11 protein-coding genes are annotated in these 16,064 nt (G+C 58.2%); 8 read left to right on the forward strand and 3 right to left on the reverse strand.

Going from position 1 to position 16,064, the window contains the following annotated elements:
* Window positions 1-79: 79 nt before the first annotated feature.
* Window positions 80-1,021 (reverse strand): LysR family transcriptional regulator, encoded by a 942-nt coding sequence (locus ACI77I_RS08830; protein WP_242154424.1) that lies wholly within the window; start codon window positions 1,019-1,021, stop codon window positions 80-82.
* Between the two features lie 559 nt (window positions 1,022-1,580).
* On the opposite strand from ACI77I_RS08830, the gene ACI77I_RS08835 reads away from it, so the two are divergent.
* From ACI77I_RS08835 to ACI77I_RS08865, 7 genes are all read left to right on the forward strand, one after another.
* Window positions 1,581-2,543, forward strand: coding sequence for a proline dehydrogenase family protein (locus tag ACI77I_RS08835; RefSeq protein ID WP_406997339.1), 963 nt, complete (start codon window positions 1,581-1,583; stop codon window positions 2,541-2,543).
* Window positions 2,544-2,553: 10 nt separating this feature from the next.
* Window positions 2,554-3,615, forward strand: coding sequence for a threonine aldolase family protein (locus ACI77I_RS08840; protein ID WP_406997340.1), 1,062 nt, complete (start codon window positions 2,554-2,556; stop codon window positions 3,613-3,615).
* The gene (locus ACI77I_RS08845) at window positions 3,612-4,916 is read left to right on the forward strand and encodes a hypothetical protein (protein WP_406997341.1); all 1,305 of its coding nucleotides are present in this window, start codon (window positions 3,612-3,614) and stop codon (window positions 4,914-4,916) included. The genes ACI77I_RS08840 and ACI77I_RS08845 overlap by 4 nt, the downstream gene beginning before the upstream one ends.
* Window positions 4,913-6,130, forward strand: coding sequence for an MFS transporter (locus tag ACI77I_RS08850; protein ID WP_406997342.1), 1,218 nt, complete (start codon window positions 4,913-4,915; stop codon window positions 6,128-6,130). Before ACI77I_RS08845 ends, ACI77I_RS08850 begins: the two co-directional genes overlap by 4 nt.
* Window positions 6,130-7,245 (forward strand): aminotransferase class V-fold PLP-dependent enzyme, encoded by a 1,116-nt coding sequence (locus ACI77I_RS08855; RefSeq protein ID WP_406997343.1) that lies wholly within the window; start codon window positions 6,130-6,132, stop codon window positions 7,243-7,245. Before ACI77I_RS08850 ends, ACI77I_RS08855 begins: the two co-directional genes overlap by 1 nt.
* A 247-nt stretch (window positions 7,246-7,492) precedes the next feature.
* Window positions 7,493-8,479 (forward strand): guanitoxin biosynthesis L-arginine gamma (S) hydroxylase, encoded by a 987-nt coding sequence (gene gntB / locus ACI77I_RS08860; RefSeq protein ID WP_263274499.1) that lies wholly within the window; start codon window positions 7,493-7,495, stop codon window positions 8,477-8,479.
* 93 nt (window positions 8,480-8,572) lie between these two features.
* Complete coding sequence (locus ACI77I_RS08865) at window positions 8,573-10,114, forward strand: alkaline phosphatase (protein ID WP_094948967.1); 1,542 nt, start codon at window positions 8,573-8,575, stop codon at window positions 10,112-10,114.
* A gap of 117 nt (window positions 10,115-10,231) precedes the next feature.
* Here ACI77I_RS08865 and ACI77I_RS08870 read toward each other — a convergent pair whose 3' ends face one another.
* Both ACI77I_RS08870 and ACI77I_RS08875 read right to left on the reverse strand, forming a co-directional pair.
* On the reverse strand, window positions 10,232-12,757 hold the full coding sequence (locus tag ACI77I_RS08870; RefSeq protein WP_406997344.1) for a PepSY domain-containing protein: 2,526 nt from the start codon (window positions 12,755-12,757) through the stop codon (window positions 10,232-10,234).
* Window positions 12,758-12,893: 136 nt separating this feature from the next.
* Window positions 12,894-15,176, reverse strand: a complete 2,283-nt coding sequence (locus tag ACI77I_RS08875; protein WP_263274501.1) for a TonB-dependent siderophore receptor — start codon at window positions 15,174-15,176, stop codon at window positions 12,894-12,896.
* Window positions 15,177-15,383: 207 nt separating this feature from the next.
* Here ACI77I_RS08875 and ACI77I_RS08880 point away from each other — a divergent pair, with 207 nt between their 5' ends.
* Window positions 15,384-16,064 carry a Fe2+-dependent dioxygenase gene (locus ACI77I_RS08880; protein WP_242154442.1) on the forward strand — a complete coding sequence of 227 codons (681 nt, stop codon included), beginning with the start codon at window positions 15,384-15,386 and terminating at the stop codon, window positions 16,062-16,064.

Raw genomic sequence — 16,064 nt, forward strand, 5'->3', positions numbered from 1 at the left:
TGGTAGCTGAGCCTGGGTGATCGCAGTTGCCCATCGGCGTGGAAAGGCGACCTCGGGGTCGCCTGGCATCTCAACGGTGTTACGTTCGCCTAAGCCCACCTAATATGCCGCCCGCTGGCGTCAGGCTGGCAGTCAGCATATCCAGCAGAGCGCTGACCTTTGGCAGCGCCTGACGGCTTTTGACCCAGGCCAGGTTGATCGGCATGCCCTCGGTCGCCAAATGGGGCAGCACCTCCACCAATGTTCCCTCTTCCAGCTGCTGATTAATCAGCCACGAGGGTAGTTGCGCGATCCCACAGCCCGCCATGACCGCCATCAACAACCCCTCTCCATTGCCAATCACCAACTGGGCGGGTACTGGCTGGCGTTTTATGGCGCCGGGGTGTGCGCCTGCGAAACCCCACGGGGTGATGTTGCCGTCCACCCAGCCATAGGCGATGCACTGGTGGTGCTCCAGGTCCTGATCCGTGAGAGGCGTGCCGTGCTTGGCCAAATAGGCCGGGGATGCGCAGAAGGTATGCCATTCACTGGCCAGGTAACGATGCGCCACGCGTTCGGGCCAGATGTCTGTGCCACCAATGCGCACGACCACGTCCACTCCCTCCTGGAACGGGTCGATCAAACCGTCGGAGAACGTCACGTGCGGAATCAGCAGCGGATGATCCTGCATAAACCGCAGGAGGGTGGGCAGCACTTGCGCACGGCCGAACGCGCCTGGAAGGTCAATTCGAATCCGGCCACGCGGTTCGGTATTTTCGATTTGCAGTGACAGCTCGGCCTCTTCAAGGTCGGCGAGCACACCGATGCAGGTGCTGTAGAACGCGGTCCCCGCATCTGTCAGCGCCAGGCTTCGGGTGGTGCGTTGGAAGAGTCGGGTGCCCAATCGGCTCTCCAGCCGGGCGACGCTTTTACTGATGGCGGAGCCTGTCAAATTCATTCTCTCGGCAGCAGCCTTGAAGCTACCGGTCTCCGAGACGCAGACGAACACATCAATCCCTTTCAAGCGTTCTGAGGAAAACATACACACCCTGTATCCATGAATTCAGTTCCACCTATCTGGTAAAAAAGATCATAAATCAGAACGTGGCACGGCGGTAATCTAAGTGCATGAACATCTGTCAGTGATTGGCTATAAACGCTGTCATAAAAGTGACCTATTGATCGACGAGGCAAGGATGCTGGTGGCGTTAAAAAGATATCGGGTGACAGTCAGTGTCCTGTTTTCAGCACTTCTGATATTGAACCCTTTTCGAACCCGCAACTTGTTTGCTCTGGTTGCCTGTTCATGGGGCGGCTTTGTTTTGCTCCCCCGACGCTCTTTTGTATCAGGGCTGGGGTGAGAACGCCTACCTCTGCTGCGGCGCAGCTGATTAATAGCGCGCCGTTCGGCATCGACAGCCCACGTTTCCTCATGAATTAATATTCCCGTCTTATGCCGAATAAAGGCATTTGTCCGGCAGGCAGCGCTTTGTCTAAGCGCAGCGGTTAATGGATATAAGTAGAAGCATTTGTAATACGTTAAATGTGCTGTTTTATAAGAAGCTTGTAGTTGCGCAACCCTCGTTAGTAAGGAGAAAAAAGTGCCGTCCAAGGAAATTTATACACTGGCGTGTGCAGGGCTTAAGAAGTTGGTGCTTAATCAGGAATGTCGTGACGCATTCAATAAAAACTCTTTATTTTTCAAGTTGTTCGAGCAGGCTGCCCATCGCTACATTATTGCCTCGGACGCGCAGGAACTGAACCGTAAGTTGCACACATTGGCGGCTAAAGGCTATCAGCTTGGTGTGGAGTATGTGGGGGAAGAGAATCACGACCCGCAGGTTGTACAGCGCTTCGTCAGCGAGTACCTGAGTGCTGTTCAACGATTTGCCGACGCTGGTTTAAAACCACAGTTGGGCTTTGATTTAAGTGCTGTGGGCATGCTCATTTCTCAGGAAACGGCTTATCGCAACGCTGCGACTATTTTGTCGGCGGCGGCTCAGCACGATATCCCGGTAATGATCAGCATGGAGCACTCTTCGGCCGTCGATAAAATTCTAGAAGTGTATGCCGAACTTGCGCCGGCTCATCACAATGTGGGTATGACCGTACAGGCGCACTTGCACCGAACCGTCAATGACTTGCCTCGCCTCATTAGTTATGGGCGAAAAGTCAGATTGGTCAAAGGCGTCTATAACGAAGCGCACGACATTGCTTTGCCCCGTGGTGAAGAACTGGATAACCGTTACTTGATGTTGCTTGATGATTTACTGGCCGCCCATGTTCCAGTGAGTTGTGCAACGCAAGATCCCAACTTGATCAAGCGCCTGTTCGAGGGGGGTTACCACTCGAAGATCGAGGAGCTGGAAATGCTCCACGGCGTCCAACCTGAAGTATTGCGCAGCGCCCGAGAAGCCGGCCTGACCTGCCGCATTGCGGCGGTCTATGGTGACAGTTGGTACCTGCATTTCCTGCACCGCCTGGCGGAGTCACCGGACAACGTCCTCGAGGCGCTTGCTGACTTCTACGACCCATCCCGTATCACGTTTGGCGCAGGTTATTAACGGAGCATTTATGTTTATCGATCTCAGAAGCGATACGGTCACCAAGCCAACGGAAGGCATGCGCAAGGCTATTTACCAGGCGGAAGTCGGGGATGAATGTTTCGGTGAAGACCCGAGTGTGCGTGCGCTTGAGGAGTTCTGTGCCAATTACTTCCAGAAGGAAGCGGCGCTCTTCACCACGGGTGGCACCTTGAGTAACCAGTTGGCTATCAAGTCCCTCACCCAGCCAGGTGATGAGATTTTTCTGGATGCCTCCTATCACATTAACTATTACGAGGCCGCGGCGACGTCGGCGTTTTCGGGGGTCAACTTTTCGCTGTCATCCCATGAAAACGGCTTGTTCGACGTCAGTGACCTGGAAAAGCTCTACGCCTCCCGCTGCCGCTGGAATCAGAACTATGCCTTGCCGCGCGTGGTGGTGGTTGAAAATACCCTGGGGTGCAAAGGCGGCGCGATCTTTCCCTTGGCGCAGATGAACGACGTCTTCAGTTATGCCAAGTCGATCGATGCCTATCGTTATCTGGACGGTGCACGCATCCTCCATGCCTCTATCGCCTCCGGCATTGACGTGACGTCGTACACGGAAAACGCCGACCTCATGTCCATGTGCCTGTCCAAGGCATTGGGCGCACCTGTGGGCTCGATCATGGTCGGCTCCAAAGAGTTGATTCAGCGTGCCAAAAAATACCGTAAGTGGTTTGGCGGCGATCTTCATCAGGCCGGCATGATGGCCGCTGCCGGGCTTTACGCGATGCACAACAATATTGAGCGGTTGGCCGAAGATCATGAGCATGCGGCCTTGCTGCATCGTTTGCTCAGCGATATCGATGAGACGCCTGCGCATTACAAAGGCACGAATATGGTGACCCTGGATGTTTCTTCGCTGGGTGTCACGCCGATGCAATTCAGTACGTTCCTGAGTCAACAAGGTATCGCCGGCTTGCCTTATAACGCGCGGGAAATGCGCTTCATGCCGCACATCAATATTAGTCGTGCCGATGTCCTCAAGGCGGCCGGCATTATTAAGGCCGCTGTGCGTGAATTCGCTTCAGCGCGGGAGGTCGCCCAGTGATTTATAAGAAAAATATTGTACTGATCGTCGATGCTTATTCGATTGGCAGTTTGATCGCGCCCGCGTTCATCTCACGTGGGTATGAATGTGTGCACGTGCGCTCGACCGCCGAAGTGAATGGGTTTTACCAAGCCTGGTTGCGCACCGGGGACTTTATCCACGACCTGCTTTACCGTTCGGATGCCGAACTGCAGCAGGCATTGTCCGAGTACAACGTGCAGTTCGTACTGGCCGGTTGTGAGTTCGGGGTTGAAATGGCTGCGCATCTGGCTGCGCTATTCAATGTCGAGCGCCATAACAATCCGGCCCACGCCGTGCGCTGGCGCGATAAGTATCAAATGCATGAGGCCTTGTCGCAGGCGGGTGTGCGTTCGATCAAACACTTCAAATCAGATTCGCTGCCGAGCATTCTGGAGTGGGTCAAGGAGCACAACATGTTGCCGGTGGTGTTGAAACCGGTGAAAAGCGCGGGCTCCGATAATATTCATATTTGCACGCAAGTCAGCGAAATTGAACACGCCTTTGAGGTCATCAAATCCAGCCGCAACATCTTTCTGGAAAGTAATGAAACGATTCTGGTGCAGCAATACCTGGATAACTCCGATTTCAAATCCGAGTTGTTGCTGAGCAAATCCAAGGATGTCGACATCGAATACTGCGTGAATACCGTGAGTGTCGATGGCCTGCACTATGTCAGTGAAATTATCCGCGTTTACCGCACCCGTATCGGTGCCTCGCCGGTGCATGACTACAACCAGCTGATGTGCCCGGTGGACAATGCCGACGTCTACAGCCGACTGTCGAGTTACATCTTTTGCGTGCTCGACGCCTTGGGCATCCGGCACGGTGTCGGGCATAGCGAATTGATGATCGTCGATGATCAGCCCGTGTTGCTTGAAACCGCTGCACGCATGCCGGGCGGCATCGATCTGTCGGCCTATACCCGCGCCTTGGGGCACAACCAGTTGAGCTTGTGGATCGACTCGCTAGTTAACCCTCAAGCGTTTCTCGATTACCGCCAGCGGCCGCGAAAAAAGCTCTACTTTCATTCCAGCTGTGTGTTCCTTATTGCTCGCCAGGCAGGGCCGATCAAACGCACACCGGACATCACGGCGTGGAAGGCGATCCCCGGCGTACACAGCATAAAAATCCAGGATGAAGGCGTGCTCAAGCCAACCGTCTCCCTGGAAAACAGCCCCGGTCATGTATTCATCCTCGATAGCAACCGCGCGAACATTCAGAACAGCATTGAGCTGCTGCGTGAGCACGAGCCAAGCGTCTACAGGGAAATGCTGATATGAAAGAAGTCTCGGAGGGGCTGGTAATCCAGAGTCAAGCCAAAGTCTATGACCGGCCAGTGATCCTGCTGCTGTCGGCGACCTTTATCTTGACCATTGCCCGGGCGTTGGCGCTGCCCTATCTGGTTATTTACTTCTCTGAGGCGTTCGGTCTGGGAGTGGCCGATATTGGCCTTGCCGTCGGCGGGGCGTTGATCGTCAGTTCAGTTCTTGGGGTCTATGGTGGGTTTCTGGTGGACCGGTTCTCCAACTACCGGATCATGCTCGCTGCCGCCACGGTGTTCGCGCTCGCGTTTGCGGTGGCCTTCCAGGTCACCAGCCTAGTGCCGTTCATCATCTCGATTGTGGTGGTGAACCTGGCCTACGCGGTGGTGGATATCGCGGTGAAATCCGGCATAGGTTTCCTGGTGGCGCCGGACAAGCGCGGCGGGGTGTTCTCGCTCAAGTACACCTTGACCAACGTCGGCTATGCCATCGGCCCTTTTCTGGGTGTGCTGTTTGCCAAAGTCAGTCCCGGCCTGCCGTTTGCGGCGGCCGCGCTGATCGGGGCGGTTTTTGTCGTACTGTATGGGCTGGTTGGGGCGCGAATTCCTCGGCCATCGGCCGTGGCGAGTGACGCGGCCGGGACGAGTTTTGCCAACGTGTTGATGCATTTGCTGAGGAACTACCGGCTGGTGTGTTTCACCGTCGGCGGCATTCTCAGTGCGATCGTCTTCGGGCAATTCACGGCCTACTTGTCGCAATACCTGATCGTGACGAGTGACCCGCAAAACGCCTATCAAATTATCAACTACCTGGTGACCACCAACGCCTGTGTGGTTATCAGCCTGCAATACCTGATCGGTTCTCGGATTAATCAGCACAACCTGTTCCGCATGTTGATGCTGGGGATGCTGTTCTTTGTGGTTGGGCTGATGGGCTTCGCTCACGCACAGGTACCGGTTGTCTGGGTACTCGCAATGATTATTTTCACCGTGGGCGAGATCATCATCATACCGGCGGAGTACTTGTTTATTGATTACATCGCGCCGGAAGATATGCGCGGCGTTTATTACGGCGCGCAGAACTTGTCGAACTTGGGCGCGGCGCTCGGGCCGGTACTCTGTGGCGTGGCGTTGTCGTTTTATGCGCCTCAGGCGATGTTCTATGTATTGTCCATGTGTATCGTGTTGGCGAGCGGTTTCTATTTTATGGGTTCACGGCACAGGGCTGATTAATGATCCATTTCAATACGGCAGGCGCGGGGCGCGTTTCCTCTGAAACATTGCGTTTGATGCAGACTTACCTGCAAGAGGAATATGAAACCGGCGCCTATGAAACCGAACTGTCTTACGCGGCAACGCTGGACGGCGAAGTGTATGAAAACATCGCTCGGTTGCTCGGCGCCAAACCACGCAACATTGCACTTTTCGACGGTGCTACCAAGGCCTGGATCACTGCGCTGAACGCGCTGAACTGGTCCCCCGGTGCGCGTGTCGTGGTCACGCCTTACGAGTACGCCGGCAACCTGATCGCGCTGTCCGAGTTACAGCGCCGCTACGGTATCGTGATTGACGTCATGCCACTGCTGCCCAATGGCGACTTGGATCTGCAATGGCTGGCGCAGCACATGAGTGCGCAAGTCATGCTGGTCTCGGTGGTGCATGTGCCTTCGTGCTGCGGCATCGTGAATGATGTTGAGGCGGTGGGTCACATCCTGCGCGATTTCCCGTGCTACTACTTTGTCGATGCCTGTCAATCTGCGGGCTTGCTGCCTCTGGACATGCTGGCGATTGGCGCTGATGTGCTGACGGCTGCGGGCAGGAAGTTTCTTTGCGGGCCTCGAGGTACGGGGTTTGCCTACCTGTCCGATGCTTTTCTGGCGGCTGCACAACCGCGCTTCACCGACCTGAGCAGGGCCAGTGTGGACGCCCAAGGGGGCGTAAGCCTGGGGGCCGATGATGCCCGGCGTTATGAATATGCCGAGCGCAATAACGCGGCCGTTGTTGGGTTGAATCAGGCGATCAAAGAGCGTCTATCGGTGGCTTACAGCGTTGAGCGTGGGGTCTACCGACACCTGTATCAGCAATTGGCACAGACGGCGCACATCCATGTAATCGCCCCGGGTACGCAACAGGCGGGAATCATTGCATTTACCCATGATCGCTGTTCGGCTACCGAACTGGTGGCTTATATGCGCACGCAGGGTGTGAACAGCTGGCCAGGTTATGCCTCGCACACGCCATATTATATGTTGGGGCAAGGCCATGATCGCTTCGTACGCCTGTCAATTAATAACAAGAATAATCTTGAGGATGTCGGTGTATTTATGGCGTTGTTGGCCAAGTTGTAATAATCGCATGTTATAAAACTGAGGGAGGTGTCGCGCCAGCGTCGCCGGTCATGTGGGATGATCAGGTGCCAATCAAAGCAGTCTCCTTATGTGAATGAATCGATCAGGCAAAGCATTTATAAACGTCGGAAGTTACTTCGGGTATTAATGGGTGACCATCAATCTCGTGGGGTGTGACTTGTTGCCATAGTGTCGCGCATCAGCGTTAATTGCACTGAGCGCCTCGAGTTGAGGAAAAGGAATTCTGATGGGTAACGTAAAAAGATTTAACCCTTCCAATGAAGTGAAACAGCGCCTGCGTGCACTTTACCAAAAGGACAACTGGCATTGGATGTTGGCAGTATTGGCCGACGTGGCCGTTATCGCGCTGGCGGTGTTTTTTGCCGATCGCTACCACTACCTGTACCCGCTGGCGCTGCTGTTTATAGGGTCCCGCCAACGCGCCTTGGCTTCGCTGCTGCACGAAGCGGCGCACATGACGCTGACCCAAAGTAAGAAGCTCAACAAAATCATCGGCGAGTACCTGCTCGGGTACCCGATCTTTCAAAACTATGAGGCTTACCGTCGCTCGCATGTGCAGCTTCACCATCACAACCTCGGTGACCCCGATAAAGATCCGGACCATCGCTATTACATTGAATCGGGCTTGTATAACGCGACCGACCGCTTCGATTTCTTGATCGGGCATTTGCTCAAGAGCCTGACACTGGCCAATACCTATCGCTACTTCCTCTACCTCGTGAAAAACCGAGCTGGGGACGTTGTGGCCAACCCGTCGCAGGGCTTGAAACTGTTGGCTGCTCACGCGGTGTTGCTGCTGGTTTTCAGCTACTTCATCGGGCCATGGGCCTATGTATTGTTTTGGCTGGTGCCGTATTTCACGGTGTTCCAGGTGATTGGCTGGTTATCCGAAGTCTCTGAGCACTTCGGCAGGTTCGGTCTCTACAACGAAGAGGTGGAGCTCACCCGTAACCGCTTCCCCGTGCTGCTTGAGCGCTTGATCATCGGTATGCATGGCGATAACTACCACCTCACCCACCACCTGTTTGCCGGTATTCCGTTCTGGAACTTGAAGAAAGCCCATCAGGTGCTGATGGACGATGAGCGTTACGCCGCTGCCAACCAAGGTTGCGGCGGGATTTTCACGGCGAAGGGCGATGCCCAATCCAGCATTGGCCAGATATTCGAGGCTTATCGCAGCGGAAAAATCAGCGCAGTCTTCGTCGCCGAGTAATGCGTTGACGGCTGCATCCCACACTGGGGCTGTCATAACCGCTTCATCCGGGCATGGTTAAGTTGCCCTTTTGAATATTCAGAGGGCACCTGCATGAGCCACTTCGACCTCGGCCGTCGCCGCGTGATGCAAGCCGTCGGCGCTGGCCTGTTGCTGCCGGGCCTCGCTCCGGCTGTGATCGCGTCGGTCAAAGACCGGCCGCAACTCACCGATGGGGTGCAGTCCGGCGACCTGCTGGGCGACCGCGCGATGATCTGGAGCCGCAGCGACCGCCCGGCAAAAATGGTGGTGGAGTGGGACACCCGCAGCGTGTTCAGTAACCCGCGCAAATTCATTTCGCCGCTGGCCGACAGCCGCACCGACTTCACCGCGCGCGTCGAGCTCACTGGGTTACCGGTCGACCAGGCGATCTTTTACCGCGTGCATTTTGAAGACGCCCAGACCGGCGTCGCCAGCGAGCCGTGGTTCGGCCACTTGCGCAGTGTGCCGCAGCAACGTCGCGACATCCGTTTTGTGTGGAGTGGCGACACCGTCGGCCAAGGCTTCGGCATCAACCCCGACATCGGCGGCATGCGCATCTACGAAGCCATGCGCCTGCGCCTGCCGGACTTCTTTATCCACAGCGGCGACACCATCTACGCCGACGGCCCAGTGCCGGCGCAGCTGACCACCGAAGGTGGGCGCATCTGGCGCAACATCACCACCGAAGCCAAGAGCAAAGTGGCCGAAACCCTGGATGAATATCGCGGCAACTACCGCTACAACCTGCTCGACGAAAACGTGCGCCGCTTCAACGCCGAGGTGCCGCAGATCTGGCAGTGGGACGATCACGAGGTGGTCAATAACTGGTCGCCGAGCAAGCAGCTCGATGAGCGTTATCAAACCCGGGATATCAACACCCTTGTTGGCCGTGCACGCCAGGCCTGGCTGGAATATTCACCGATGCGCCGGCAAAGCGCCGACGGCGGCGGGCGGATTTATCGCAAGCTCAGCTACGGCCCGTTGCTGGATGTGTTCGTGCTGGACATGCGCAGTTATCGCGGCCCCAACGATGACAACCTGGGCGCTGAAAAACCCTTCCTTGGCCGTGAGCAACTGGACTGGCTCAAGCGCGAACTCAAGGCCTCCCAGGCGCAATGGAAAGTCATCGCCGCTGACATGCCTATCGGCCTAGGCGTGCCCGACGGCGAGGTCAGCCCCGGCGTACCGCGTTGGGAAGCGATTGCCAACGGCGACCCTGGCCCGGCCCAAGGCCGTGAACTGGAGATTGCCGAATTGTTGGGTTTTTTGCGCGCGCAACAGGTGCGTAACCACGTGTGGCTGACGGCGGATGTGCACTACTGTGCGGCGCATCACTATCACCCGGACCGGGCGGCGTTTCAGGATTTCGAGCCGTTCTGGGAGTTTGTCGCGGGGCCGTTAAATGCGGGGAGTTTTGGGCCTAACCCATTGGATAAAACTTTTGGCCCCGAGGTGGTGTTCGAGAAGGCGCCGCCTGCGCAAAACACCTCGCCGTTTGCCGGGTTTCAGTTTTTTGGTGAGGTGCAGATTGATGGGCAGACGGCTGAGTTGACGGTGATTTTGCGCGACCTGGATGGAGTCTCCGTGTTCGAGCAAAAACTGCAGCCCGTATAGACGATCATTCCCACGCTCTGCGTGGGAATGCCGGCTTGGACGCTCTGCGTCCGCTCTTAAGGTCGTGACGCGGAGCGTCACAGGATGCATTCCCACGCAGAGCGTGGGAACGATCAGTCAATACACATCCCGACGATAGCGCCCTTGCTCAATCAAGCGCTCCACCGCCTCGCTGCCGAGCACCTCGTGCAGCACCTGATCCACGCCTGTCGCCATGCCCTGCAAACTGCCGCAGACATAAATGGCGGCGCCATCCGCCAGCCATCGACGTAGCACATCCGCCGACTCGCGCAGGCGATCCTGTACGTAGATCTTCTCTTCCTGGTCGCGGGAAAACGCCAGGTCCAGCAGCGCCAGATCACCGCTGGCCAGCCAGCCTTGCAGCTCGTCCTGGCACAGGTAGTCGTGGGCGATATTGCGTTCGCCGAACAGCAACCAGTTGCGCTGCTGGCCATCGGCAATGCGCGCCTTGAGCAAGCTGCGCAGGCCGGCTAGGCCGGTGCCGTTGCCCAGCAAGATCAGCGGTACCGGCGCGTCCGGCAGGTGGAAGCCACTGTTGCGACGCAGGCGCAGGCTGATGCTGGAACCGAGGGCGGCGTGTTCGGTCAGCCAGCCGGAACCCAGGCCTAGGCTGCCGTCGGGGTGACGTTCCTGGCGTACGATCAGCTCCAGCACACCGTCAGCGGCAATCGAGGCGATGGAGTATTCGCGCATGCCCAGCGGCACCAATGCGTTCACCAGTGCCTGGGCATGCAGGCCGACCAAGTGCGCGCGGTTGTCCGGCAGTTGGCGGGTGGCCAGTGCCTGGTTGAGGGTTTGCGCCAGGCCATCGATCAGCACGCCGTCGCTGCCGGCCAGGCCCAGGCCTGCGAGAAAGTGCTCGATGGCCCATGTGCAATTGCGTGGCAGGATTTCCACCAAGTCACCGGCCAACCAGCTGTGTGGCGAGGGCGGTGTGAGGCCCAGCAGGTAGATGGCCGAGCCGACGCTGTCGCGGTTGAGCAGGGTGCGCTGGCTCAGGGTCCAGTTTTCGTACTGGGCGGGCTGCCAGGCTGCTGCCGGCGCGTGACCGGTGATCTGGCCGAGTTGCTGTTGCCAGGTCTGCAAGGCCTCGGTGTCACCGCTGTCGACTTCCACTGGGGCGAACAGCGGGTTGCCGCCCTGGTTGGTCAGCCAGAAGTGCAGGCGCCGGGCAAAACCGCAGAAGTGTTGGTACTGGCGATCACCCAGGGCCAGTACCGAATAGTTCAGGCCTTTGAGCGACAGCTCCTGGCCGAGCACGCTGCGCTCAAAACCACGGGCGCTGTCGGGGGCTTCGCCGTCGCCAAAGGTGCTGACCACGAACAGTGCATTTTCTGACTGGCGCAGGTCGTCCTGGCTGACGTTGCTCAAGGGCTGCACCTTCACCGGCAGGCCGGCGGCCTGCAATTGCCCAGCCGTCTGCCACGCCAGCTGTTCGGCGAAGCCGCTCTGGCTGGCAAAGCCGATCAGCCACGCGGGGGCATCGCTGTGGTTGGCGCCGAGGCCTTTGCGCGCATCGCGCACATGGCGTTTTTTGCGGCGCCGGTCGAGGTACAGCAGCCAGCCGGTAATAAAGAACAGCGGCATGCACAGCGCACTGACGGTGAGGATGATGCGGCCTAGCAAGCCGAAGTAACTGCCGGTGTGCAGCGCGTAAACGCTGGTGAGCAATTGCGACTTGAAGCTTTTGCTGGCGTAGCGGTCGTGAGACTTGACCTCGCCGGTGGCCGGGTCGAGGTTGATCTGGTTCTGCGCGCGGTCATGGGGCGATGTTTTGAGCAGGTAATAGACGATGGCCGGCGGCCCGGTGACGGCCGGCATACGGATGTTGTAAGCGCTCAAACCAGGGCCGGCGTTAGCGTAGATGCTGCTCCAGATCGCAGCGTAGTCGGCCACCGGCGCCGGGCCTGCGGGCGGCGGGCCGCGTTTGCGCATGCGCTCATTATGCGGGGCGTCGGAGAGTAGTTTGGTCACGCCCTGGTTGTACCAGTCATAGGACCAATACAAGCCGGTCAGCGCGGCAAACAGATAAAACAGCAGGCACCAGGTACCGAACACCGAGTGCAGGTCCCAGTTGAAACTGCGGCCCTTTTTGCGCCAGTCCAGCGTCAGCCAGGCACGCCAGCTGGCCACTTGGCGCGGCCAGCGCAGGTACAGGCCCGAGAGGCAGAAGAACACCAGGATCAGCGTGCAGGCGCCGGTGATTTGCCGGCCGGTGTCGCCAGCGGCCAGGAAGCGGTGCAGCTGCAAGATGAAATCGAACACATCCTGGCCGACGGCGTCGCCCATGTAGTCGCCGGTGTACGGGTCGAAGTAGCGCATCTGACCACGGCGCTCGCCCGGCGGCGGGGTGAAGAACACGCGCGCGGCGTTGCCGCTTTCGTTTTCCACCCACAGCATCGATACGGTTTTACCTTCGGTGGCTTCGAGCTTGCGCACCAGTTCGGCGGGCGGCAGCACACCGGCTTCGCGTTTTTGCACGCTCAATACCGTGGGGTTGAGCGCGCGCAGAATCTCATCCTGAAACGAGACCGCAGCCCCGGTGATCCCCATCAACGCCAACACCAGCCCGGCGGTAATGCCGAAGAACCAGTGCAACTGGAACAGGGTTTTCTTCAACACGTCTGACGGCCTCGCTGAGCTGGATAGTTAGGTCACGGCGCGCATTATGCCGTGGGTTAACGAGAAAAATTCTGTTTTACACGCAAAAGCCCCGCGCATCCGATGCGTGGGGCTTTGGGCTGAAGGAGTGCCCCGTTTAGAAGTGGAAACTGGTGGTCAACAGCGCCGTGCGACCGGCGGCCTGGTTGGCGAAGTGTGTCGAGAAGGCCTTGTCGTAATAGGTCTTGTCGGTGAGGTTCTGCACGTTCAATTGCAGGTCGACGTTCTTGGTCAGTTTGTAGCTGGCCATGGCGTCGTAGCGGGTGTAGGACGGCACGTACACGGTGTTGCCTACATCGCCATACACGTCGTCGACATAGAACGCACCGCCACCGATGGTCAGCTTCGACGTGATGTCGTAAGTGGTCCACAGGCTGAAGGTGTTCTTCGGCGTATTCGGCATCTGGTTACCTTTGTTCGAACCTTTGCTGACTACGCCGTTACGCCCATTGAGGCCGGCGCTGACCAGTTCGCTGTCGAGGTAGCTGTAGCCGGCGAACACTTGCCATTGATCGGTGATTTTGCCGCTGGCGGACAATTCCAGGCCATCGACCTGCGACTCACCGGCGTTCTGGTAGGTGAAGGCGTCGACCAGGATGCGCGTGTTTTTCTTCTCGGTGCGAAACACAGCGGCGGTCAGCGACAGGCGATCGTGGAACAGGTCCCACTTGGTGCCCAGTTCATAGTTGACGGTTTCTTCCGGCTGCAAATCGCTGCTGGCGGCACCAGCAGTCAGTGGATTGCCGTCGGAGCCTTCGCCCACCAGGCCGCCGGGCGGTGTAGCCGAGGTGGCGTACGAGGCGTAGATGCTGCCGTTTTCCATCGGCTTCCAGACCAGGCCGGCCTGCCAATTGAAGAACTGGCTGTCTTCCTTGATTTTGCTGCGCCCGGCGGCGGCATTGGTGCTGGCTTCGGTGTCGAAGGTGTCGTAGCGCAGGCCGACGTTGAGCAGCCATTTCGGGTCGAGCTCAATGGTGTCGAATACATAGGCGGCGCGGCTGACGGCTTTGGTGTTGGTGCCGTAGTAATTGCGTGCGACGCTGCCGGTCCAGGCGTCGTCTGGTGTCGGGTTGCTCAACGATGTGCACTGGCCGCCCAGGCTCCCTTTGGCCACGGTGCAGGTCGGGTTGGCGTTCGGGCTCACGGTGTAGCTGCTCACGCGGGTTTCTTCGCCGGTGAATTCCAGGCCGGTGGAGTAGGTGTTCTTGAAGCCCAGCGCCTGGAAACTGCCGAACAGGTCGGTCTGGTTGGTGGTGGTTGTGGTGGTGGACACGCGGCTGTTGGCGCGGCGCCATACAGTGCCGAACTTGTTGACGTTGAGCTTGCTGTCGTCCGGTTGGGTGAGGACATAGTCCTGGCCGGTGCTGCCATGGCGCAGGGTGTTTTTCAGCGTCATGTTGTCGTTCAGGTCGTGCTCGATGGAGACGGTGCTGATATCGGCGCGGGTCTTGCGGAAGTCGCGGCTCTTGAGCCCGTAGAAGTTGTTGCTGTCGCCGCCGTCATTGGGTTTGTCATGCACGTGGGCGGTGGCGGTCGGCGAGCCGTAGCCGTAGGGGATCCCCGAATCTGGCAGGTCGTCGCTTTCCATGTGGTAGTAGCTGAGGTTGACGCGGGTCGGTGTGCCCAGGCCGAAGGTCAGCGAGGGCGCCACGCCCCAGCGGTCATAGTTGATCGTGTCGCGACCCGCCACATTCTGCTCGTGGCTCATCAGGTTCAGACGGAACGCGGCGTTGTCGAGGAACTGGCGGTTCACGTCGAGCACGTAGCGACGGGTCTGGTCGGAGCCGTAGGTGAAGCCGCCGTTGGTGAAGTCGCGCGCTTGTGGGGTTTTGCTCACCAGGTTGAGGCTGCCGCCGGCCGAACCGCGGCCGCCGAACGAGGAGTTCGGGCCTTTGCTGACTTCAATCGATTCGATGTCGAAGATCTCGCGGCTTTGGCCGCCGGTGTCGCGTACGCCGTCCAGGTAGGTGTCGCCCTGGGCGTCAAAGCCACGGATAAATGGACGGTCGCCCTGTGGGTTACCGCCTTCACCGGCGCCGAAAGTAATCCCCGGTACGGTGCGCAAGGCATCCTGCAACGAGGTGGCGGCGGTGTCCTTGAGCACTTGTTGCGGTACCACGGTTACCGAGCGCGGGGTGTCCACCAGTGGCGCGGTGTACTTCTGCGATGAGGCTTTTTCCACCTGGTAGGAGGTGTTGTCCTGTTCCTGGCCGGTAATGCTGGTGGCACCGAGGGAGATGCTGTTGCGCTCGCCTTTTTGTTCAGTGCTTTGCGCTGCTTGCGCCAAGTGGGCGGCAGAGCTGGCGCTGAGCGCGACGCCGATGGCCGAAGCCAACATACGTGGTGAACTGGCAGGTGTTTTTAGCATTGTGCGCGACATCGACGTGTCCCTTCCCCAAGGTTGTGAGGCCGCGGAATATAGGATCAATAAGAGTTTCTATCAATTGCGATACATTACTATTCGCACTGAATTTACATTCTTTACACTTTTTGCTTACGGTTTTTACCAACGCGTTCGTCTCGCGCGTTTTACAGGGCGGATAAGAATCAATACCATTGGCGCCTCTCTGCATTCAGGTACTGCCCCATGCTGCTGCACATTCCCGGCCTGTTCTCTCGCGAGGAGGTGCTGCGCATTCGCCAAGCCCTGGAAAACACTGAGTGGGCCGACGGTAAAATCACCGCCGGGCACCAATCCGCCAAAGCCAAACACAACCTGCAATTGCCTGAAGGGCACCCGTTGGCCAAGGAAATCGGCGCGGCGATGCTGGAGCGCTTGTGGAAAACCCCGCTGTTTATGTCAGCGGCGTTACCGCACAAGGTCTTCCCACCTTTGCTCAATTGCTACACAGCGGGCGGCAGTTTCGATTTCCATATCGACAACGCTGTACGCCAGGCGCGGGGCAGTCACGAGCGCGTGCGAACAGACCTGTCGTCGACGCTGTTCTTCAGCGACCCGGATGAATACGACGGTGGCGAACTCGAGATCCAGGACACCTTCGGCCTGCAGCGGGTCAAACTGCCGGCCGGCGACATGGTGCTGTACCCCGGCTCCAGCCTGCACAGAGTCAACGCCGTGACTCGTGGCGCGCGTTACGCCTCGTTCTTCTGGACCCAAAGCCTGGTGCGTGAAGACAGCCAGCGCACTTTGCTGTTCGAGATGGACGGCGCGATTCAGCAACTGACCCGCGATGTCCCTGACCACCCGGCGCTGATCCAGCTCACCGGCACCTACCACAACTTGTTGCGCCGCTGGGTCGAGGTCTGA

Source organism: Pseudomonas sp. D47 (genome assembly GCF_045447305.1).
Taxonomy (GTDB): Bacteria; Pseudomonadota; Gammaproteobacteria; order Pseudomonadales; family Pseudomonadaceae; genus Aquipseudomonas.